At 74.0% G+C, this 17,732-nt stretch carries 19 protein-coding genes; 12 read left to right on the top strand and 7 right to left on the bottom strand.

Annotated elements, in window-relative coordinates; all coding sequences use genetic code 11:
- Positions 1-8: 8 nt before the first annotated feature.
- From BU52_RS11330 to BU52_RS11320, 3 genes are all read right to left on the bottom strand, one after another.
- Positions 9-278: a hypothetical protein gene (locus tag BU52_RS11330; protein ID WP_037932219.1), complete on the bottom strand. Its 270-nt coding sequence runs from the start codon at positions 276-278 to the stop codon at positions 9-11.
- A gap of 126 nt (positions 279-404) precedes the next feature.
- Complete coding sequence (locus tag BU52_RS11325) at positions 405-1,220, bottom strand: anti-sigma factor (protein ID WP_037932217.1); 816 nt, start codon at positions 1,218-1,220, stop codon at positions 405-407.
- Complete coding sequence (locus BU52_RS11320) at positions 1,217-1,759, bottom strand: sigma-70 family RNA polymerase sigma factor (protein WP_037932215.1); 543 nt, start codon at positions 1,757-1,759, stop codon at positions 1,217-1,219. Before BU52_RS11320 ends, BU52_RS11325 begins: the two co-directional genes overlap by 4 nt.
- 207 nt (positions 1,760-1,966) lie before the next feature.
- On the opposite strand from BU52_RS11320, the gene BU52_RS11315 reads away from it, so the two are divergent.
- The 4 genes from BU52_RS11315 to BU52_RS11300 all read left to right on the top strand — a co-directional run bounded on the left by BU52_RS11315 (position 1,967) and on the right by BU52_RS11300 (position 8,349).
- Positions 1,967-3,499 carry a DUF4331 domain-containing protein gene (locus tag BU52_RS11315; RefSeq protein WP_037932212.1) on the top strand — a complete coding sequence of 511 codons (1,533 nt, stop codon included), beginning with the start codon at positions 1,967-1,969 and terminating at the stop codon, positions 3,497-3,499.
- Between the two features lie 115 nt (positions 3,500-3,614).
- Positions 3,615-5,168 (top strand): tetratricopeptide repeat protein, encoded by a 1,554-nt coding sequence (locus BU52_RS11310; protein WP_078903202.1) that lies wholly within the window; start codon positions 3,615-3,617, stop codon positions 5,166-5,168.
- Entirely contained in the window at positions 5,165-6,637 is a 1,473-nt protein-coding gene (locus BU52_RS11305; protein WP_037932209.1) for a nickel transporter, read from the top strand. The genes BU52_RS11310 and BU52_RS11305 overlap by 4 nt, the downstream gene beginning before the upstream one ends.
- Before the next feature lie 50 nt (positions 6,638-6,687).
- Positions 6,688-8,349 (top strand): serine/threonine-protein kinase, encoded by a 1,662-nt coding sequence (locus BU52_RS11300; RefSeq protein ID WP_235216313.1) that lies wholly within the window; start codon positions 6,688-6,690, stop codon positions 8,347-8,349.
- Here the strand turns inward: BU52_RS11300 and BU52_RS11295 are convergent.
- A complete protein-coding gene (locus BU52_RS11295; protein ID WP_037932207.1) occupies positions 8,319-9,125 on the bottom strand; it encodes an SGNH/GDSL hydrolase family protein in 807 nt (268 codons plus the stop codon). The genes BU52_RS11300 and BU52_RS11295 overlap by 31 nt on opposite strands.
- A gap of 600 nt (positions 9,126-9,725) precedes the next feature.
- On the opposite strand from BU52_RS11295, the gene BU52_RS11290 reads away from it, so the two are divergent.
- From BU52_RS11290 to BU52_RS11270, 5 genes are all read left to right on the top strand, one after another.
- Positions 9,726-10,547, top strand: coding sequence for a glycosyltransferase family 2 protein (locus BU52_RS11290; RefSeq protein WP_037932204.1), 822 nt, complete (start codon positions 9,726-9,728; stop codon positions 10,545-10,547).
- Entirely contained in the window at positions 10,544-11,545 is a 1,002-nt protein-coding gene (locus tag BU52_RS11285) for a glycosyltransferase (RefSeq protein WP_037932202.1), read from the top strand. The genes BU52_RS11290 and BU52_RS11285 overlap by 4 nt, the downstream gene beginning before the upstream one ends.
- The gene (locus BU52_RS11280; RefSeq protein WP_037932534.1) at positions 11,538-12,335 is read left to right on the top strand and encodes a polysaccharide deacetylase family protein; all 798 of its coding nucleotides are present in this window, start codon (positions 11,538-11,540) and stop codon (positions 12,333-12,335) included. Before BU52_RS11285 ends, BU52_RS11280 begins: the two co-directional genes overlap by 8 nt.
- 65 nt (positions 12,336-12,400) lie before the next feature.
- Positions 12,401-13,513, top strand: coding sequence for a DUF5925 domain-containing protein (locus BU52_RS11275; RefSeq protein ID WP_268747607.1), 1,113 nt, complete (start codon positions 12,401-12,403; stop codon positions 13,511-13,513).
- A gap of 16 nt (positions 13,514-13,529) precedes the next feature.
- A complete protein-coding gene (locus tag BU52_RS11270; protein ID WP_078903201.1) occupies positions 13,530-14,390 on the top strand; it encodes a DUF72 domain-containing protein in 861 nt (286 codons plus the stop codon).
- Here BU52_RS11270 and BU52_RS11265 read toward each other — a convergent pair.
- Entirely contained in the window at positions 14,381-14,746 is a 366-nt protein-coding gene (locus BU52_RS11265) for a GntR family transcriptional regulator (protein WP_037932529.1), read from the bottom strand. The genes BU52_RS11270 and BU52_RS11265 overlap by 10 nt on opposite strands.
- Positions 14,747-14,816: 70 nt before the next feature.
- Between BU52_RS11265 and BU52_RS11260 the strand changes: the two genes are divergently transcribed.
- Entirely contained in the window at positions 14,817-15,746 is a 930-nt protein-coding gene (locus BU52_RS11260; protein WP_037932196.1) for a GNAT family N-acetyltransferase, read from the top strand.
- Complete coding sequence (locus tag BU52_RS11255; protein WP_037932193.1) at positions 15,727-16,227, top strand: DUF402 domain-containing protein; 501 nt, start codon at positions 15,727-15,729, stop codon at positions 16,225-16,227. Before BU52_RS11260 ends, BU52_RS11255 begins: the two co-directional genes overlap by 20 nt.
- A gap of 4 nt (positions 16,228-16,231) precedes the next feature.
- On the opposite strand, the gene BU52_RS11250 is transcribed toward BU52_RS11255, so the two are convergent.
- Positions 16,232-16,858, bottom strand: a complete 627-nt coding sequence (locus tag BU52_RS11250) for a class I SAM-dependent methyltransferase (RefSeq protein ID WP_037932189.1) — start codon at positions 16,856-16,858, stop codon at positions 16,232-16,234.
- A 138-nt stretch (positions 16,859-16,996) separates the two neighbouring features.
- Between BU52_RS11250 and BU52_RS34695 the strand changes: the two genes are divergently transcribed.
- Positions 16,997-17,134, top strand: coding sequence for a hypothetical protein (locus BU52_RS34695; protein WP_107061142.1), 138 nt, complete (start codon positions 16,997-16,999; stop codon positions 17,132-17,134).
- Between the two features lie 20 nt (positions 17,135-17,154).
- On the opposite strand, the gene BU52_RS11245 is transcribed toward BU52_RS34695, so the two are convergent.
- Positions 17,155-17,628, bottom strand: coding sequence for a GNAT family N-acetyltransferase (locus tag BU52_RS11245; protein ID WP_037932187.1), 474 nt, complete (start codon positions 17,626-17,628; stop codon positions 17,155-17,157).
- Between the last annotated feature and the right edge of the window lie 104 nt (positions 17,629-17,732).

Below are 17,732 nucleotides of genomic sequence, written 5' to 3'. Positions count from 1 at the left end.
CGCGGGCGCTACCGGCTGCCGAACAGGGAGCGGCGCAGTCGGCGCAGCGGGGCGAAGAGCGAGACGCGGCTCGTCCGGGCCCGCGCGGCACCGCGGCTGTGCGGGGTGTCACGCGCGGTCAGCTCGCGCATCAGCGAGGTCGCCTCCGCCGTCTCGCGCTGCGGGACGGCCGGTCCCGCGAGGACAGCGAGGTGGCGGTCGAGGCGCGAACTGGTCGCGCTGCTCCCGCACGTGATCGCAGGGACCCTGGCCCTGCTGCGCACTGTTATCTGTTCCATGTCACTCCCCACCCGTACGAGTCCACCCGGCCCGGGCAGGGTAACCCTATCGCCCCGTCCCGGCACTCGTGTATCGAGGTCACAGGATTCACCTTCCCCATAAGGGTGTTGACGAACCTGCGGCGATTACTCTCCGAATCCGACCGTTTTCAGGGCGAGTTGGACGATGGGCTGGCCGGTGGGCTGCGGTGACCCACCATCGGGCTCGACGGTCACGGCGAGTGACGCCGCCCCGGTGTCGAGGCCGGACGCGACCAGGGGCGTGTCGCCCTGGAAAAGCCCCAGGGACCGCGGCCGCGAGCCCGGGCCCATGAGCCAGAGCTGGCGCACACGTCCGTTCGGAGGGTCGTCGTATCCGCCGAGAGTGACGACCGCGCTGCGGGAGGATGCGGAAGCGATCACTCCGATCGTGCGGCCCCGCGGGTCCCGGCCGCTGCTCGCGCGGGCGTCCGGCGCGGCGAGAACGTGGGCGATCTCACGTGCCCGGTCGCGCTCGGCGTCGAGCCGGTCCTGGGTCCGGGCCGCCTGCACGGCGAAGAGCGAGGCGACGACGAGCGCCGCGGCGGCGGTGGCCGTCTCGAACGGCACGAACAGCGGGGACCGGCGCCGCTCCCGGGTGCGCGGAGGTGGCGCGGTGCCCCAGACGTGGGGCGGGAGCTGCGGCGCACGCGCGCGTGCGGGGTCCCGCGGCGCGGGTTCCTGGGCGGTGGTCCGTACGGCGGCCAGCACCCGGTCCCGCAGCGCGGGCGGCGCGGGGGCGGCCGTGGACCAGGCGAGCCGGACGGCGTCCTCGGCGAGGTCGCGCACCTCGGCGGTGCAGCGGCCGCAGGACCGCAGGTGCTTCTCGAAGCGGACCCGCTCGGCGGGTTCCAGGGCGTCGAGGGCGTAGGGCGCGGCCAGCGAGTGCAGGTCGCGGGACGTCAGTCGGCCGAACAGGCTCATGCCGCGCCTCCCAGGCAGTCGCGCAGGCGGGTCAGGCCGTCCCGCATCCGGGTCTTGACCGTGCCGAGCGGCAGCGACAGCCGCTCGGCGACCTCGCGGTAGGTGTAGCCGTCGTAATAGGCGAGGGTGACCGACTGGCGCTGGAGCGCGGTGAGGCGGTCCAGGCAGCGGCGCACCCACTCGCGTTCCAGCCCGGCCTCGACCTCCTCGGCGACCTGGTCGAAGGCGGGGCCGTGGCCGCGCCGGGCCTCGCGCTGCTCCCGTTCGCCGGCCGCGCGGGCGCTGCGCACCCGGTCGACGGCGCGGCGGTGGGCGAGGGTGAGCACCCAGGACAGGGCGCTGCCGCGGCCGGGGTCGAACCGCGCGGCGGAGCGCCAGAGTTCCAGCAGCACCTCCTGGGCCACCTCCTCGGACTGGGCGGGATCGCGCACCACGCGCCGCACCAGCCCGTACACCGGCCCGGAGACCAGCCCGTACAGGTCCTCGAACGCCTCCTGGTCACCCGCGGCCACAAGCATCAGCAGCTCGTCCGCCTCCAACGCGCATCCCCTTCTTCCCGGCCCCGTGGGGCCGCCCGGTCGCACGAGGCGCGCGCAGGAGCGTGCCTCCGGAAGGGAAGTACGGATCACCGGGCCCGAAACGCGGGTCGGCGGCGAGAAACGACGGCGAGAAAACCCGACCAATCCGGCCCGCCCCGCGTTCCGAATCCCAGTGCGTCAGGCAAGTTGGCACTGAGGACGGACGGCATGACACCTAACTCCAGGACCGGTGCGGGGCGCAGGAGTCTCGCGACCCTGATCTGTGGGGCGCTGGCCGCCGGAGGGCTCGCAGCCGCCGGCGTGACCGCGCTGGAACCCGAGGCGGCCACCGCCTCCTCCCACCGGGAGGCCCCGCTGATCTCGGGCACCCCGCAGTTCGACAACACGGACCTGTACGCGTTCGTCAGCCCCGACAAGCCGGACACGACGACGATCATCGCGAACTGGATCCCCTTCGAGGAGCCGGCCGGCGGGCCGAACTTCTTCACGTTCGCCGACGACGCGCAGTACGACCTGCGCGTCGACCGGGACGGCGACGCGCAGGAGGACCTGGTCTTCCGGTACACGTTCAGGACGCACACGAAGAACGACAAGACGTTCCTGTACAACACGGGTCCGGTCGAGAGCCTCGACGACCCCGACCTCAACATCACCCAGTCGTACGACCTCGAACTGATCAAGCTGCGGCACCTGAAGGCGGTGTCGAGGACGAAGGTCGCCGACGACGTGCCGGTGGCGCCGTCGAACGTCGGCAAGGCGTCGATGCCGGACTACGACTCCCTGCGCAAGCAGGCGATCCACAAGCTCGCGGGGGGCGCCCGGACGTTCGCCGGGCAGGCCGACGACCCGTTCTTCCTGGACCTGCGCGTCTTCGACCTGCTGTACGGCGGGAACCTCTCCGAGGTCGGCAACGACACCCTCAAGGGCTACAACGTCAACTCGATCGCCCTCCAGGTGCCCCACAGCCTCATCACCGAGTCGCACGAGCAGCCGGTCGTCGGCATCTGGTCGACGACGCAGCGCAAGAACGCCCAGGGTGACTTCGTGCAGGTCTCGCGCCTCGGCAACCCGCTGGTGAACGAGGTCGTCAACCCGCTGAAGGACAAGGACACGTTCAACGCCTCCGCGCCCCGGGACGACGCGCAGTTCCTGGAGAACGTCACCGGCCCGGAGCTGCCGAAACTCATCGAGGCGATCTACAAGATCCCGGCGCCGGACGAGCCGCGCGACGACCTGGTCGGCGTCTTCCTGAAGGGCGTCGAGAACCTCAACCGGCCGCCGCACGTGACGCCGTCGGAGCAGCTGCGCCTCAACACCTCGGTCAAGCCCGCCGCAGAGCCCAAGCGGCTCGGTGTCCTCGACGGGGACACCGCGGGCTTCCCGAACGGCCGCCGCCTCACCGACGACGTGATCGACGCCGCGCTCCAGGTCGTCGAGGGTGAACTGGTCGGCGCGAAGAACGACCTGGGTGACGCGGTCGACGCCAACGACAGGGAGTTCGGCAAGGCCTTCCCGTATCTGGCGAACCCCACGGAGGGATCACGCGGCCCGCTCGCCAAGGGCGTGGACGGCGGCAACGACGTGCGCAGCCAGCTCGGTGACGCGCTGCGCCCGGCGGGTGCGGAGGACACGGACGACACGGCCCTGATCGCCGCGTCCGCGGGTGCGGGTGCCGGTGGGCTGCTGCTGATCGGCGTGGCGCTGATGTGGTGGCGCCGGATGCGCCGCCGGGCGTACTGAACCCGGCGTGCCCCCCGGGCGGCCGGCACGACCCGCCCGCCCCACCTACTGGCGCGGCCCGTCTTCCCCCGTCCCCCACGGCGCGGGCCGCGCCGCCGAACTCCGAGGAGAGGCCATGTCCCCGCGCACGCACGACAGCGCCGACGAGCACGAGCGGGCCACCGCGCCACCCGCTCCCCCGGCGTCCGGACACGGGAGCACACCGGACACCGCGCGACCACCCGCCGGGGGTGAGCAGCCGACGCGACGGCCGGCGCGCGTGGCCGGTTCCGGTGAGGTCGCCGTCCCGGGACCGCGGGTCGCGGCACTGCGGCGATTCGCCGCCGCGCGGCGCGGGCGGGGACTGCGGGCCGCCTCGTGCGCCGTCCTGCTGGCCGTCGCGATGACCGCCGGCAGTGTCGCGGTGAGCGGCGTCCGGGACGGCGGGCGGGCCGTGACCGATGCGGCACCGGCGGCCGGGGCGGTGGCCGCCGGTGTGCTCGCCGGGGCCGACCTCGACGCCGGGGTCCGTTCCCTGCAGGCCCATCTCCGTGCCCAGCCGCGCGACTTCGGCGGCTGGGCCACCCTGGGACTCGCCCACGTCGAGCAGGCGCGGACCCAGGGCGACCCCGCGCGGTACCCGCAGGCCGCGCGGGCGTTCGAGCGGTCCCTGGCCCTCGAGCCGGACAACGAACCGGCCCTCGCCGGGCAGGCCGCCCTCGCCGCCGCGCGCCACGACTTCACCGGAGCCCTCCGGTACGCCGACCGGGCCCTGGCGCGGAACCCCTACAGCGAGCGCGCCCTGTGCTCCCGTATCGACGCCCTGGTCGAGCTGGGCCGGTACGACGAGGCGGGTGAGGCCGCCACCACCGCCGACCGCAGGCGGCCGGGGATTCCCGTGTTCACGCGGTACGCCTACGTACGGGAGCTGCGCGGCGACGTGCGCACCGCGCGGACGGTGCTGCGGCAGGCGCTCGACGTCGCGGCCACGCCCGCGGACGTGGCGTACGTGGCGACCGCGCTGGGGCAGCTGGCCTGGAACCAGGGGGACCACGAGACGGCCCTCACGCACTACGCGCGGGCGCTCGCCGCCGACGAGGACCATCTGCCCGCCCTGGAGGGCCGGGCCCGCGCGCTGGCCGCGAGCGGGGACCGCGAGGGCGCCGTCGAGACGCTGGAGCGGGTCGTCGCCCGCTCCCCGCTGCCGGGTCCGCTGGTCGCCCTCGGCGAGCTGTACGAGGAACGGGACGCCGACGGCGACCACGCCAGGGCACGCGACCAGTACGCCCTCGTCGACGCGTGGACCGCGCTGGCCCGCGCGGGCGGGGTCGCCGTCGATCTCGACACCGCGCTCGCCGCCGCCGACCACGGGGACCCCGGCGAGGCGCTGCGCGCGGCCCGCGCGGAGTGGGACCGGCGGCACAGTGTGCACACCGCGGACGCCCTCGCCTGGGCCCTGCACGTCAACGGCCGCGACGCGGAGGCGCTCCGGTACGCCCGCCGCGCCACGGCCACCGGCTACCGCAACGCCGCCTTCCTGCACCACCGGGGCATGATCGAGAAGGCGGCCGGGCAGGACGGTGCCGCCCGTGACTCCCTCACCGCTGCGCTGGAGCTGAACCCCGCGTTCTCACCGCTGGGCGCCCGCGCGGCCCGGGCGGCGCTCAAGGAGCTGGAGGCGGCACGTTGACCCTCCGCCGTTCCGTCACCAGGGGTGCCGCCGTCCTCACCGCCGCCTGCGCGCTCGCACTCGTCCCGGCCGCGGCGGCGAGCGCGCATCCGCTGGGCAACTTCACCGTGAACCGCCACGACGGGCTGGTGGCCGCGCCCGGTGAACTCCGCGTCCGTCATGTCGAGGACCTGGCCGAGATCCCCGCCACGCAGGCCGGGTCGGACATCGGCCGGCTGGGCAGGGACGCATGGGCCCGCCGGCGGTGCGCCACGGCCGCACGGGACAGCGGGGTGCGTGTCGACGGCCGCCCGGTCGCGCTGACCGTGCGCGACGCCCGTGCGGGCGTACGGCCCGGCCAGGCGGGCCTCGACACACTGCGCGTGGAATGCACGCTGACCGCGCCCCTACCGGACGGCGAGACGGTGGACGTGCGCTTCCGGGCGGCCGGTGCGGCGTCCGGTCCGGGCTGGCGGGAGATCACCGCGCGGGGCGACCGTACGACCCTCACCGCCTCGGACGTGCCCCCGGCCTCGCCGTCCCGCGAACTGACCCGGTATCCGGAGACGCTGCTCTCGTCCCCGGCCGACACCAGGACCGCGGCCCTGCGCGTCCGCCCCGGCGGACCCGCCCTGGCCGGGGAGCAGGCCGACGCGCCCGCCTCGGCCGTGCTGCCGCGCGGGGCCGACCGCTGGACGCGCGCCCTGGACGGCCTCGTCGCCCGGCGCGACCTGACCGCCGGTTTCGCCGCCCTCGCCCTGCTGATCGCCGTCGGACTCGGCGCGATGCACGCGCTCGCCCCGGGGCACGGCAAGACCCTGATGGCCGCCACGGCGGCGGCGCGCGGGGGCCGGGCCCGGCTGCGGGACGTCCTGCCCATGGCCGCCTCGGTCACGGTCACCCACACCCTCGGCGTGGTCGCCCTGGGGCTGCTGGTCACGGCCGGTTCGGCCGCCGCGCCCACGGTGATCGCGTGGCTGGGCATCGCCAGCGGCGTCCTCGTGACCCTGGCCGGAGCGAGCCTCGTACGCCGCGCCCTGCGCGACCGGGGACCCGCGCACCACCACGGGCACGGGCACTCCCACACCCACACCCACACCCACACCCACACCCACGGCGGTCACACCCACACCCATCCCGCGGCCCCCACCCTGCGCGGGACGATCCTGCTCGGCTTCGCCGGCGGCCTGGTGCCCAGCCCGTCCGCCGTCGTGGTGCTGGTCGGTGCCGCCGCGCTCGGCCAGGCCTGGTTCGGGCTGCTGCTCGTCGTCGCGTACGGCGCCGGGCTCGCCCTCACCCTCACCGCCGCCGGATACGCGGTCGTCAGGGCGGGCAGCGGCCTGACCCGGCTGCTGGCCCGGCGTCCCCGGTGGACGGCCGCCCCCTGGGCGGCGCAGATGCGTCGTGGCGCGCCCCTCGGGTCGGCGGTCGTCGTCGTGGCCCTGGGTGCCGGATTGGTGTTCAGGGGGGCGGCATCCGCACTCGGCTGAGCTACTTTCATCGGCAAAGGGTGAATTCGCCCGGATGCGAAGGGGGCGCCGTGTCCGAAGAACCCGGCACCGAGCGGGTGATCGCGGGCCGCTACCGGCTGCTGTCGCCGCTGGGCGAGGGCGGTATGGGAACGGTGTGGCGAGCCCGTGACGAGCTGCTGCACCGCGAGGTCGCCGTCAAGGAGGTGCGTGCCCCGGCCGGGCTGCCGGCGCCCGACGTCGAGCGGATGTACGCCCGCCTGGAGCGGGAGGCGTGGGCGGCGGCCCGGGTCACCGACCGCGCCGTGGTGACGGTGTACGACGTGGCGACGGAGGACGGGCGCCCGTGGATCGTCATGGAGCTGGTCCGCGGCCTCTCGCTCGCCGAGGTGCTGGAGGCGGAGGGCCCGCTGCCGCCTCCGCGTGCCGCGCGGATCGGCGCGGAGGTGCTCACCGCGCTGCGCGCCGCGCACGGGGCCGGGGTGCTGCACCGGGACGTGAAACCCGCGAACGTCCTGATCGCGAACGACGGACGGGTGGTGCTCACCGACTTCGGGATCGCCATGGTGGAGGGCAGTTCGGCGCTGACCATGACCGGGGAGGTCGTCGGGTCGCCCGAGTTCCTCGCCCCGGAACGGGCGCTGGGCCGCACCCCGGGGTCCGAGTCGGACCTGTGGTCGCTCGGCGTGCTGCTGTACGCGGCGGTCGAGGGGAGTTCGCCCTTCCGCCAGGGCACGCCGCTGAGCACGCTGCGGGCGATCGTGGACGAGGAGATGCCGCCACCGCGCCGGGCGGGTCCGCTGGCCGGGGTCATCGAGGGTCTGTTGCGCAAGGATCCGGCCGAGCGGCTGTCCGCGGAACGGGCGCAGGAGGAGCTGCGGGTGGTCGCGGCGGGGGGCGTGCCCGGCGCGGACACGGCGCGTGCGGCTCCGTACGCCCCGACGGTGGCCGCGCCCGTCCCGGCGCGTCCGGAGACGTCCTCGCCCGCTCCCCCGTCACCGGTCACCGGGGGAGCACCCGCGGCGGCCACCACGGTGACCCGGACGGGGCGCGACCGGCGCACCGCCGTCCTCCTCGTCGTGGGGCTGGTCGTCCTGGCCCTGGCGCTGGCCGGTCTGACGTATGGGCTGCTGCGGGGCGGGGGTGACGGCGGCCCGGAGGCCAAGGACCCCGGCGGCGAGGCCGGTTCGGCCGCGCGGACCGGCGACGGCGGGAGCGGCGGCGGCCGCACGCCGGGGACGGTGGACCCCACTCCCTCCCCCACCGCGAGCGAGGAGGACAGGAGGAGCGCTCCCCCGCCGCAGACCGTGTCCGTGACGGTGGCCGGCGCGCGCACGGAGTACTCCGGCGCGTGCCCGCCGCCCGGTGAGCGGGCGCCCGCGTTCACGGCGACGTTCACGGTGGGGCGGTTGCCGGCCGAGGTGTCCTACCGCTGGGTGGCCGGGGACGGCTCGGTGGCCGATCCGGGGTGGCGGACGCTGTCGTTCCCCGAAGGGGGAGGGCGTGCGCGGCAGGACACGGTGGTGGTGACGACGTACGCGGAGGACGGGACGTACCGGAGCGAGATCGGCGTGGAGGTCAGGGGGCCGGTGCGCACCACCTCGGAGACGGTGCCGTTCTCGGTGGCGTGCGAGACGGAGACCCCGACGGACGGGGCCTCCGCTTCTCCCTCCGGTTCGGACGGCGGCGAGGAGCGTCCGGATCAGGCCGCCGCGTTGAGCGCCGGCAGGTAGCCGCCCGACTGGCCGGCGGCCTTCGGGTGGTACGAGTTGCCGATGTTGAGCCAGTCCACGCTGTGCAGCCAGGAGTTGCCGGAGCAGATCTCGTGGCCGGAGAAGGTGGTGCGGACGTCGCCGAAGCTGAAGCCGTACGCCCGGGCGCGCTGGGCGATGGTGTTGTCGAGGAGGTCGGCGGCGTCGTTGATCGCCTTCCGCTTGGTCTCGGAGAGACCGATGCAGTAGGTGCCGAGCTGGTAGAAGCGGGGGTAACCGAGCACCACGACCTCGGCGTTCGGGGCCCGGTCGCGGATCGCCGTGTAGACGCTGTCGAGCCTGCCGGGCAGCGTCGAGTCGACGTACGCCCGCGCGGTGGCGATGCGGGAGAGGCAGGAGCTGTCGGACTGCAGCACACAGGTCGTCATGACGTCGGCGAAACCGGCGTCGTTGCCGCCGACGCTGATGGACACCAGACCGGTGGCGGTGGAGAGCGGACCGAGCTGCCCGGAGAGAACATCACCCGTTCGGGCGCCCGAGCAGGCGGTGAAGTCGAAGGACGAGGGTGAGTTGGCGGCCGCCCAGAGGTAGGGGTAGGCCTTCGTGCTGCGCTTGCAGTCTCCGCTGGAGGTGATGTAACTGCCGGCTCCGACGCCGGAGGAGTAGGAGTCGCCGAGCGCCACATAGCCGCCGGCCGCGGCCTGTTGGGACGCCTGCGCCGTCGTCGCCCCGGTGAGGGCCGCGGTGCCGGCGAGGAGGAGTGTGCCGAGGAAGAGGGCGAATCGGGAACGTCTCATGGAACCTCCCATTAGCAGGATCTCTGCCACAACCGTGGTACCAGCTACGCGTGTTGACTGGAAGTGTCCATGCCAAAAATGTTACTGCTTCAATGCTGGACGAAATCCGGCCGCAGGGACTTTCGGCCCTTGACGCCCCTTACGGGGTGCGCCAGATTGAAGCCCGGCATCCGGCGCTTCGGGGGGCAAAGCCGGTCATGCGGACTCGCCCGACCGGGCAGGAAACACCCGCAACGGCCAAACCGCCGGAAACGTGAGGTGCCGTTCCAGGTCTTGCCATACGGGTTCAATCGTCAATACCGTCATACATCTCACTCGCATCGGTCCGTCAGTACGCGGCTCCAGGGGAGGGCTCAGGTCCGCGACGTACCGGCGCGGGGCGCGGTAGGGGGGTGCCGTGCTCGGTGACCGCAACGGTGACCGAGCCGTGCCGCGCGGACGGACGTCCTTGTGACGGCCGCCAGTTCCACCAGCTCACCCGGCGTACGCGTCGGCTCCGTCCGTCGTGACGCGGGGTGAGAACAACCCCCCTTTCGAACCGGACGAACAGCCGGGCCGCCCGAGGGGCGGGCGGTCCGCCGGACGAGAGGGACCAGAATCATGAGCTCCGTACTGCAGCCGGCGGCCGCGGATCAGGATCCGCCGGCCGCCCGGACGTACCGGCCCGTCTCCTCGCACCTGGCCATCGCGCCACCGGTGAGCGTGGTGATACCGGCCATGAACGAGGCGGAGAACCTGCCGTACGTCTTCAAGACGCTTCCCGACTGGATCCACGAAGTGGTCCTGGTCGACGGCAACTCCACCGACGACACCGTCGAGGTGGCCCGCGGACTGTGGCCCGGGGTGAGAGTCGTCGGGCAGCGCGGCAAGGGCAAGGGGGACGCGCTGCGCGCCGGTTTCGAGGCCTGCACCGGCGACATCGTCGTGATGGTCGACGCGGACGGTTCGGCGGACGGCAGCGAGATCGTCAGCTACGTCTCCGCGCTGGTCTCGGGCGCGGACTTCGCCAAGGGGTCCCGCTTCGCGAACGGCGGCGGCACCGACGACATGACCTTCGTCCGCCGGCTCGGCAACCGGGTGCTGTGCGCCGTGGTCAACCGCAAGTTCGGCGCCCGGTACACCGACCTCTGCTACGGCTACAACGCCTTCTGGCGGCACTGCCTGGACAAGATCGACCTCGACTGCACCGGATTCGAAGTCGAGACCCTGATGAACATCCGCGTCGTCAAGGCCGGTCTCAAGGTGCAGGAGATCCCCAGCCACGAGTACCTGCGGATCCACGGCACCAGCAATCTGCGGGCCGTGCGCGACGGCTTCCGGGTGCTGAGAGTGATCCTCGGGGAACGCTCCAACCGGCGGGCGCTGCGCCGCCGCCCGCACCCCTCGCCGCTGCTCGACGCGGTCCGGGGGAAGGTGTCTTGAACGCACCCGCGACCCCGGGCATCTCGGTCGTGATCTGCGCCTACACCGAGGACCGCTGGGAGGACGTCCTCGCGGCGGTCGCCTCGGTACGGGCACAGTCACGGCCGGCCCTGGAGACCCTGCTGGTCGTCGACCACAACGGGGCTCTCCTGGACCGTCTGGGCAAGGAGTACGAGGAGGCTGCGGACGTGCGGGTGCTCACCAACGCGGGCCCCCGCGGTCTGTCCGCCGGCCGCAACACCGGGATCGCCGCCTCGCGCGGCGACGTCGTGGCCTTCCTCGACGACGACGCCGTCGCCGAACGCGACTGGCTGGCGCGCTTCGCCGAGGGCTACGCCGACGCGCGCGTGATGGCGGTCGGCGGCCGCACCGAGCCGGTCTGGGCGTCGGGCCGGCGCCCCGGCTGGTTCCCGGAGGAGTTCGACTGGGTGGTGGGCTGCACCTACCGGGGCCTGCCGCACGGACGCGTGCGGGTGCGCAACGTGCTGGGCGGCAACGCCTCCTTCCGGCGCGAGGCCTTCGACGCGGCGGGCGGCTTCGCCACCGGCATCGGACGCGACGGCGACAAGCGCCCGCTGGGCGGGGAGGAGACGGAGCTGTGCATCCGCCTCAGCCGTGCCCGGCCCGACGCGGTCCTGCTCATCGACGACCGCGCGGTGATCCACCACCGGGTGCCCGAGGCCCGCGAGCACTTCCGCTACTTCCGGACCCGGACCTACGCCGAGGGACTGTCCAAGGCGCTGGTGGCGCGCAGCGTCGGCGCGGAGAAGGGCCTCGAGTCCGAACGCCGCTACACCGCACGCGTCCTGCCGGCCGGGGTGGTGCGGGGACTGCGCGACGCCCTGCTGGGCCGCCCCGGCGGCGCCGGACGGGCGGGGGCGATCGTCGCCGGGGTGCTCACGGCGGCGGGCGGCTATCTGGTGGGGAGCGTGCGGGCCCGGCGGGGCGGTGTCACCTTCACCGTGGTGACCGTGGAAGAGGGCGGTGGCCGTGACTGACGTACGCGTGCCGGTCCTGATGTACCACGCGGTCGCGGCGGAGCCCGGCGAGGACACCCGCGCACTGTCCGTGTCCCCCGAGGCGTTCGCCGCGCAGATGGCCGTGATCGCGGACCGGGGTATGACGCCCGTCACCACGGCCGAACTGGCCGCGCGCTGGCGCACCGGCCGTCCGCTGCCCGCCCTGCCGGTCCTGGTCACGTTCGACGACGGCTACGAGGGCGTGCACCGCCACGCCCTGCCCGTCCTGGCCGGGCACGGCTTCCCCGCCACCCTGTTCGTCTCCACCGGCTGGCTCCGCGGGCCGTACGGCACCGGCCGCGGCCCGGACACCATGCTCGACTGGGACCAGGTGCGCGAACTGGCCGCCGCGGGCGTGGAGATCGGCGGGCACAGCCACAGCCACCCGCAGCTCGACCAGCTCGACGAGGGCCGGCTGCGCTCCGAGCTGATGCTGTGCAAGGAGATCGTGTCGGACCAGCTGGGCTCCGTGCCCGTCTCGTTCGCGTATCCCTACGGCTACTCCAGCCGCCGGGTCCGCGAGGCGGTGCGGGAGACCGGCTACGCCCAGGCGCTCGCCGTCGGCAACGGCCTCGCCCGCCGCGCCCAGGGGCCGTACGCGCTGCGGCGGGTGACGGTGCGCAGGTCCACGTCCGCCGCCGAGTTCGAGCGGCTGGTGGAGGGACGGGCGATCGGCCGCACCTTCGCCCGGGACCGCGCCCTGACCAAGGGGTACGCGATGGTGCGCCGCGCCCGGCGGGCGGGCCGGCTGCTCCGCCCGCCGCTCTGAAGACCCGGCCGTACCGGGGCGGCCGTCCGCGTGGACCTCGGAAACCGGGTGCACGCGGCGCCCCGGTGACCGATCATGGCCGCATGTCCGCGCAACCGCACGACGCACTGCCGATCCGGCTCAACGTCGACGACAGCGACTCCCCGTCCGACGTCGTCGACGCGCTGTTCCTCGGCCGCTTCGCGACGGGCGAGCAGCCGTACTCGCACGCCGTCAACATCGACCGCGTCCGCTCCGGCGCGACCCTGCTGCCCGCGAACGCGCGGGTCCTGCGCCTCGCCAGGGACGACGACCGGAGCGCCACCCTGGCCGAGGGAGACGGCTGGACGCTGCTGGTCTCCCGCTGGAGCCGGGGCGCCGACGTCACGGTCACCGCGACGAGCGCCGACCTCGCCGCGAAGATCCTGGACGAGGCCACCGACGGCGCGGCCGACGAACCCGAACCCCAGCCGGAGAACGTCGCCATGGGCTTCTGGTACGTCTCCCCGCGCCGCGGCCCGCACCGCACCACCCGGCAGATCTCGGCGGGCACCTGGGAGGAGATCCGGCCCAACTACACCGCGCCGGTGGCGAGCGCCATGGACCGCCTGATGAAGACCACCCCTCAGGACATCTCGGGCCGGCTGCTCCTGCTGCACGGCCCGCCGGGCACCGGCAAGACCTCCGCCCTGCGCACGCTGGCCCGGTCCTGGCGGGACTGGTGCCAGGTGGACTGCGTCCTCGACCCGGAGCGGCTGTTCTCCGACGTCGGCTATCTGATGGACATCGCGATCGGCGAGGAGGACGCGGCGGGCAAGGGCCGCTGGCGGCTGCTGCTCCTCGAGGACTGCGACGAGCTGATCCGCGGCGAGGCCAAGCACACCGCCGGCCAGGCGCTGTCCCGGCTGCTGAACCTGACGGACGGTCTGCTCGGCCAGGGCCGCAACGTCCTGGTCGGGGTCACCACCAACGAGGACCTGGAGCGTCTGCACCCGGCCGTGGTCCGGCCCGGCCGGTGTCTCGCCCGGATCGAGGTGGGGCGGCTGACCCGCGGGGAGGCGGTGGACTGGCTGGGCAGCGAGGAGGGCGTCGGCCGTGAGGGGGCGACCCTGGCCGAGCTGTTCGCCCTGCGCCGGGGCACGTCCCCGGCCGCCCTGCCGGAACCGCGGGGCGACGCGGACGCGGGCCTGTACCTGTAGGTGCTTTGATGGTCGTATGACCCTGTTCGTCGGGACGTCGGGGTGGCAGTACAAGGACTGGCGCGGGGTGCTGTACCCGGCCGGTCTTCCGGTGCGGCTCTGGCTGGAGGAGTACACGGCGCACTTCGCCACCGTCGAGATCAACAACGCGTTCTACCGGCTGCCGTCCCGCGAGACCTTCGAGGCCTGGCGGGAGCGCACCCCGCCGGGCTTCGTCGTCGCGCTGAAGGCGAGCCGCTACCTGACCCACGTCAAGCGGCTGCGCGATCCCGAGGAGCCGGTGGACCGCCTGCTGGGCCGGGCCGCCGGACTGGGCGACCGGCTGGGCCCGGTCCTCCTCCAGCTTCCTCCCACGCTCCGGGCCGACGCCGCGCTGCTGGACGTCTGCCTGCGCCGCTTCCCCGCGTCGACGAGGGTGGCGGTCGAGCCGCGCCACCCCTCCTGGTGGACTCCCGAGGTGCGCGCCGTACTGGAGTCCCGGGGCGCCGCACTGTGCTGGGCCGACGTACTGGCCCGGCCCGCCACTCCCCTGTGGCGCACCGCCGACTGGGGCTACGTCCGCTTCCACCAGGGCCGCGCGCACCCCTGGCCGCACTACGGCCGCCAGTCCCTCCGCACCTGGCTCGACCGCATCGCGACCACCTGGTCCGCCCATGAGGACGTCTACGCGTACTTCAACAACGACCCCCACGCAGCAGCGGTGACCGACGCCAACCTCTTCGCCCGACTGGCCCGCACGACGCAGCTCACGGTCACTCGGACTCCCCAAGGGGCGCGGGGAACCGCGCGACAAGCCCCGACGAACCCGCAGCCGGGATCAGACCCGCAACGGTGCTCACCCGTGAAGCCCCCGCCGGAAACCCGCGCTCACCCGTAGGCCGCACGCAGCGCATCCCGCACGGCGGCCAGCGCCTCCTCCTCCCCCAGCCCCAGCCGCCGAACCCGCTCCGCGTACACCTGCGCCGCCGCCGCGGCCTCCCGCACCGCCGCCGGCCCCGCGGCGGCGATCACCGTCCCGTTGCGCCCCCGCGTCTCGATCACCCCGTCGGCCTCCAGTGCCCGGTAGGCCTTGGCCACCGTGTTCGCGGCGAGACCGAGCGTCTCCGCCAGCCCCCGCACCGTCGGCAGCCGGTACCCCACCGGCAGCGCTCCCGACCGGGCCTGTTCGGAGATCTGCGCCCGTACCTGCTCGTACGGCGGTGCGCCGTCGTCGATCTGGATCCTCAAGGTCACGGCCCGATTGTCCCGCACCCGCCTGAAAATGGGAGGCACCCCGGGTGCTTCCCCCGTAGCGTTCGCGTCCATGACTGTGACCGTCCGCGATCTCCGCGCCGACGCCCGCGCCGACCTCGAGGGTTTCGCCCGGGTGCGGCACGCCGCGCTGCCGTTCCTCCTCGTCACTCCGCAATCCCTTGTCCACGACCTGACCCACCTGCACCCCGACGCCCACTACCGTCCCCTCGTGGCGGTGGCCGACGGCGAGGTGATCGGCACGGCACAGGTACATCTGACCCACGAGAGCTCCGACGCGGGCCAGGGCAACATCAACGTGTACGTGCATCCCGAGCACACGCGACGGGGCGCCGGGGCGCTGCTGGTGAGCGCCGCCGAGGAGCATCTGGCCGCGCACGGGGCGACCAGGCTGTTCGCCTGGGTGCTGGACGAGCCGGGCAACCGCGCCTTCGCCGAGCGTCACGGCTACCGGGCGAGCCGCTCCGCCCACTTCCTCCGGCTGGACCTGGCGAACGGCACGCTCCCCCCGCTCCAGGACCCGCCGCCGGGCGTGGAGCTGTGCCCGGCCTCGGCCTTCGCCGCGGACCCGCGCCCGCTGTTCGAGCTGGACGCGGAGACCATGGCGGACGAGCCGAGTGACGTGGACACCGAGTTCACCGATTACGAGGCCTGGCTGAAGGAGACCTGGAAGCACCCGATGTTCAGCCCCGAGCTGACCACGGTGGCGCTGGTCGACGGCCGTCCCGCCGCCTTCTCCGCGGCCCGCACCGACGGCGGCACCCGGTACGGCACGGTCATGACCGGTACCGCCCGCGCCCACCGCGGCCGCGGTCTGGCCAAACTCGCCAAGAACGACTCCCTGCATCGCGCCCGCGCGGCCGGGTACACGGTGGCGTTCACCGGCAACGACACCGGGAACGGGCCGATGATCGCGATCAACAAGTGGTTCGGCTACGAGATCTGCGCAACGGAGGTGCGGTATGTCCGCGAACTCGGCTGACGGGCCGGCGCGGGTGGAGGTCGTCCTCGTCAAGGCGGGGCGCATGAAGATCCGCTATCCGGCCGAACTGCTCGCCGACGACGGCACGCGCGTCAGCGTGCGCGCCCCCTGGGCGGGCGACGGCGTGCGCGACTTCGGCTTCGTGCGCTTCGAGCCCGGTGACGTCTTCACCGAGCACTACTGGCGCGACCGGTGGTACTCCGTGAAGGAGGTCCGCACCTCCGAGGGCACCCTGAAGGGCCACTACTGCGACATCACGCGTCCCGCGGAGCTCTCCGCCGGCCGGCTGGTGGTCGAGGACCTCGACCTGGACCTGTGGGTCTCCGCGGACGGCACGGACGTGCGGCGGCTCGACGAGGACGAGTTCGCGGCGAGCGGTCTCCTCACCACCGATCCCGAGGCGGCGGCCGCCGCGGTGGCCGCCCTCGACGAACTGGACGCACGGGCCCGCGGGGGCGGGTTGGGCACGCTGCTGGCATGAGGGGTCAGGAGCGGTCCGGGACCGCGACCACCGCGTAGCGCTCGTCGTCCACCTTCCTGCCCCACAGCGCCCGGTCGCCGGACAGCCGCTCCACGCGCACCTGCCCGGCCAGCGGCGCGAGGAGGACGGTGAGCTCGTCCGCCGGTATGCCGACCGGGCTCTCCGTCCCCCACACGCCCTCGACCAGCACGAGCCGGCCTTCCGGCCGCAGCAGGTCCCGCCAGTGCCGCAGCGCCCGCCGCGGCTCGGGCAGCGTCCACAGCACGTGCCGGACGAGGACGGCGTCGTAGCGCTCCTCGCCGACCGGCGGTGCCGCAGCGTCACCGACGAGGAACGCCGCGTCGCGCCCGGCGAGCTTCTCCCGGGCGAGCGCGACCATCGCCGGGGACCGGTCGACGCCGGTGATCCGGTGTCCCTGCTCGGCCGCGAGGAGCGACAGGCTGCCGGTGCCGCAGCCGACGTCGAGCACGTCGCCGGGCCGCTGCGGCAGCCAGGCCCGCAGCCGCGCGGCCCAGGCCGCGCGCACCTCCGGGTCGCGCAGCCCGTGGTCCGGCTCCTCGTCGAAGGCGGCGGCCCGCGCGTCCCAGTCGGCACCGTCCGTGCCCGTGCCGTCACCGTCATGTGTGGTCATGACGCAAGGGTGACACCTGCCACTGACAATCGAATCGTGACTGCCGCCACAGACAGAAGGGGACCGATGAGGAACTCTCCCCCGAAAGGTCTGCCTCCGTGAGAACGCGGAACCCGGTGGGCCCTGAAGGAGGCAGCCATGCGCCGTGTCACCGTGCAGAAGCCCCCGAGGAAGACGGACACCCGCCGGGTCCGCGAGGAGGCCGGCGAGCGTCCCGCGGGACGACCCGAGGTCCGCGAGGACATCGCCCGCACCTGGTGGCCCGCCGACGGCTGAACGCCCCCGCGGTACGGCGCTCAGCCCAGTCGCTTGCGGTAGTGGATCCGGTCGTACGGCCCGGTGACCCCGCGCCCCACGGCCTCGTAGCCGAGCTTCGGATAGATCCTCTGGTTCTCCCACATCATGGCGTTGGTGCAGAGCCTGATCTCGGGCAGTCCGAGCGCACGCGCGCGTGCGTCCACGAACTCGAGCAGCAGCCGCCCCACCCCGGTGCCGTGCGCCTCGGGGCGGACGGCGACGACGTCCAGCCAGAGGTGGTCCTCGCGCGGCTCGATCACGACGAGGCCCGTCACCCGCCCGGCGCCCGCCGCGCCTCCCGGCTCCCGGGCCACGAAGACGCTGCCCGCGGCCACATTCGCCGCGTGGTCCGCCTCCATGGGCGCCGGGACCACCCCGATGCGCGCGACGTACGGCCGGAAGGCCGCGTCGATCACGGCCTTCACCTCGGGCACGTCGGCGGCGACGGCCGGGCGGATCCGCTCGTCTGTCATGCCCCGCACGGTACCTACCTGATCCCAGCCTGAGCACTCCCTTAACGCGGCCATAAGGATCTGCCCGCAGGGCCCTCGCCGGGCCTTCCCGCGGCTTCCCGGGG

Source organism: Streptomyces toyocaensis (assembly GCF_000725125.1).
In the GTDB taxonomy this organism is placed as follows: Bacteria; Actinomycetota; Actinomycetes; order Streptomycetales; family Streptomycetaceae; genus Streptomyces; species Streptomyces toyocaensis.
The sequence above is the reverse complement of the archived record's forward strand: the minus strand, read 5'-3'. Positions and strand labels throughout refer to the sequence as shown.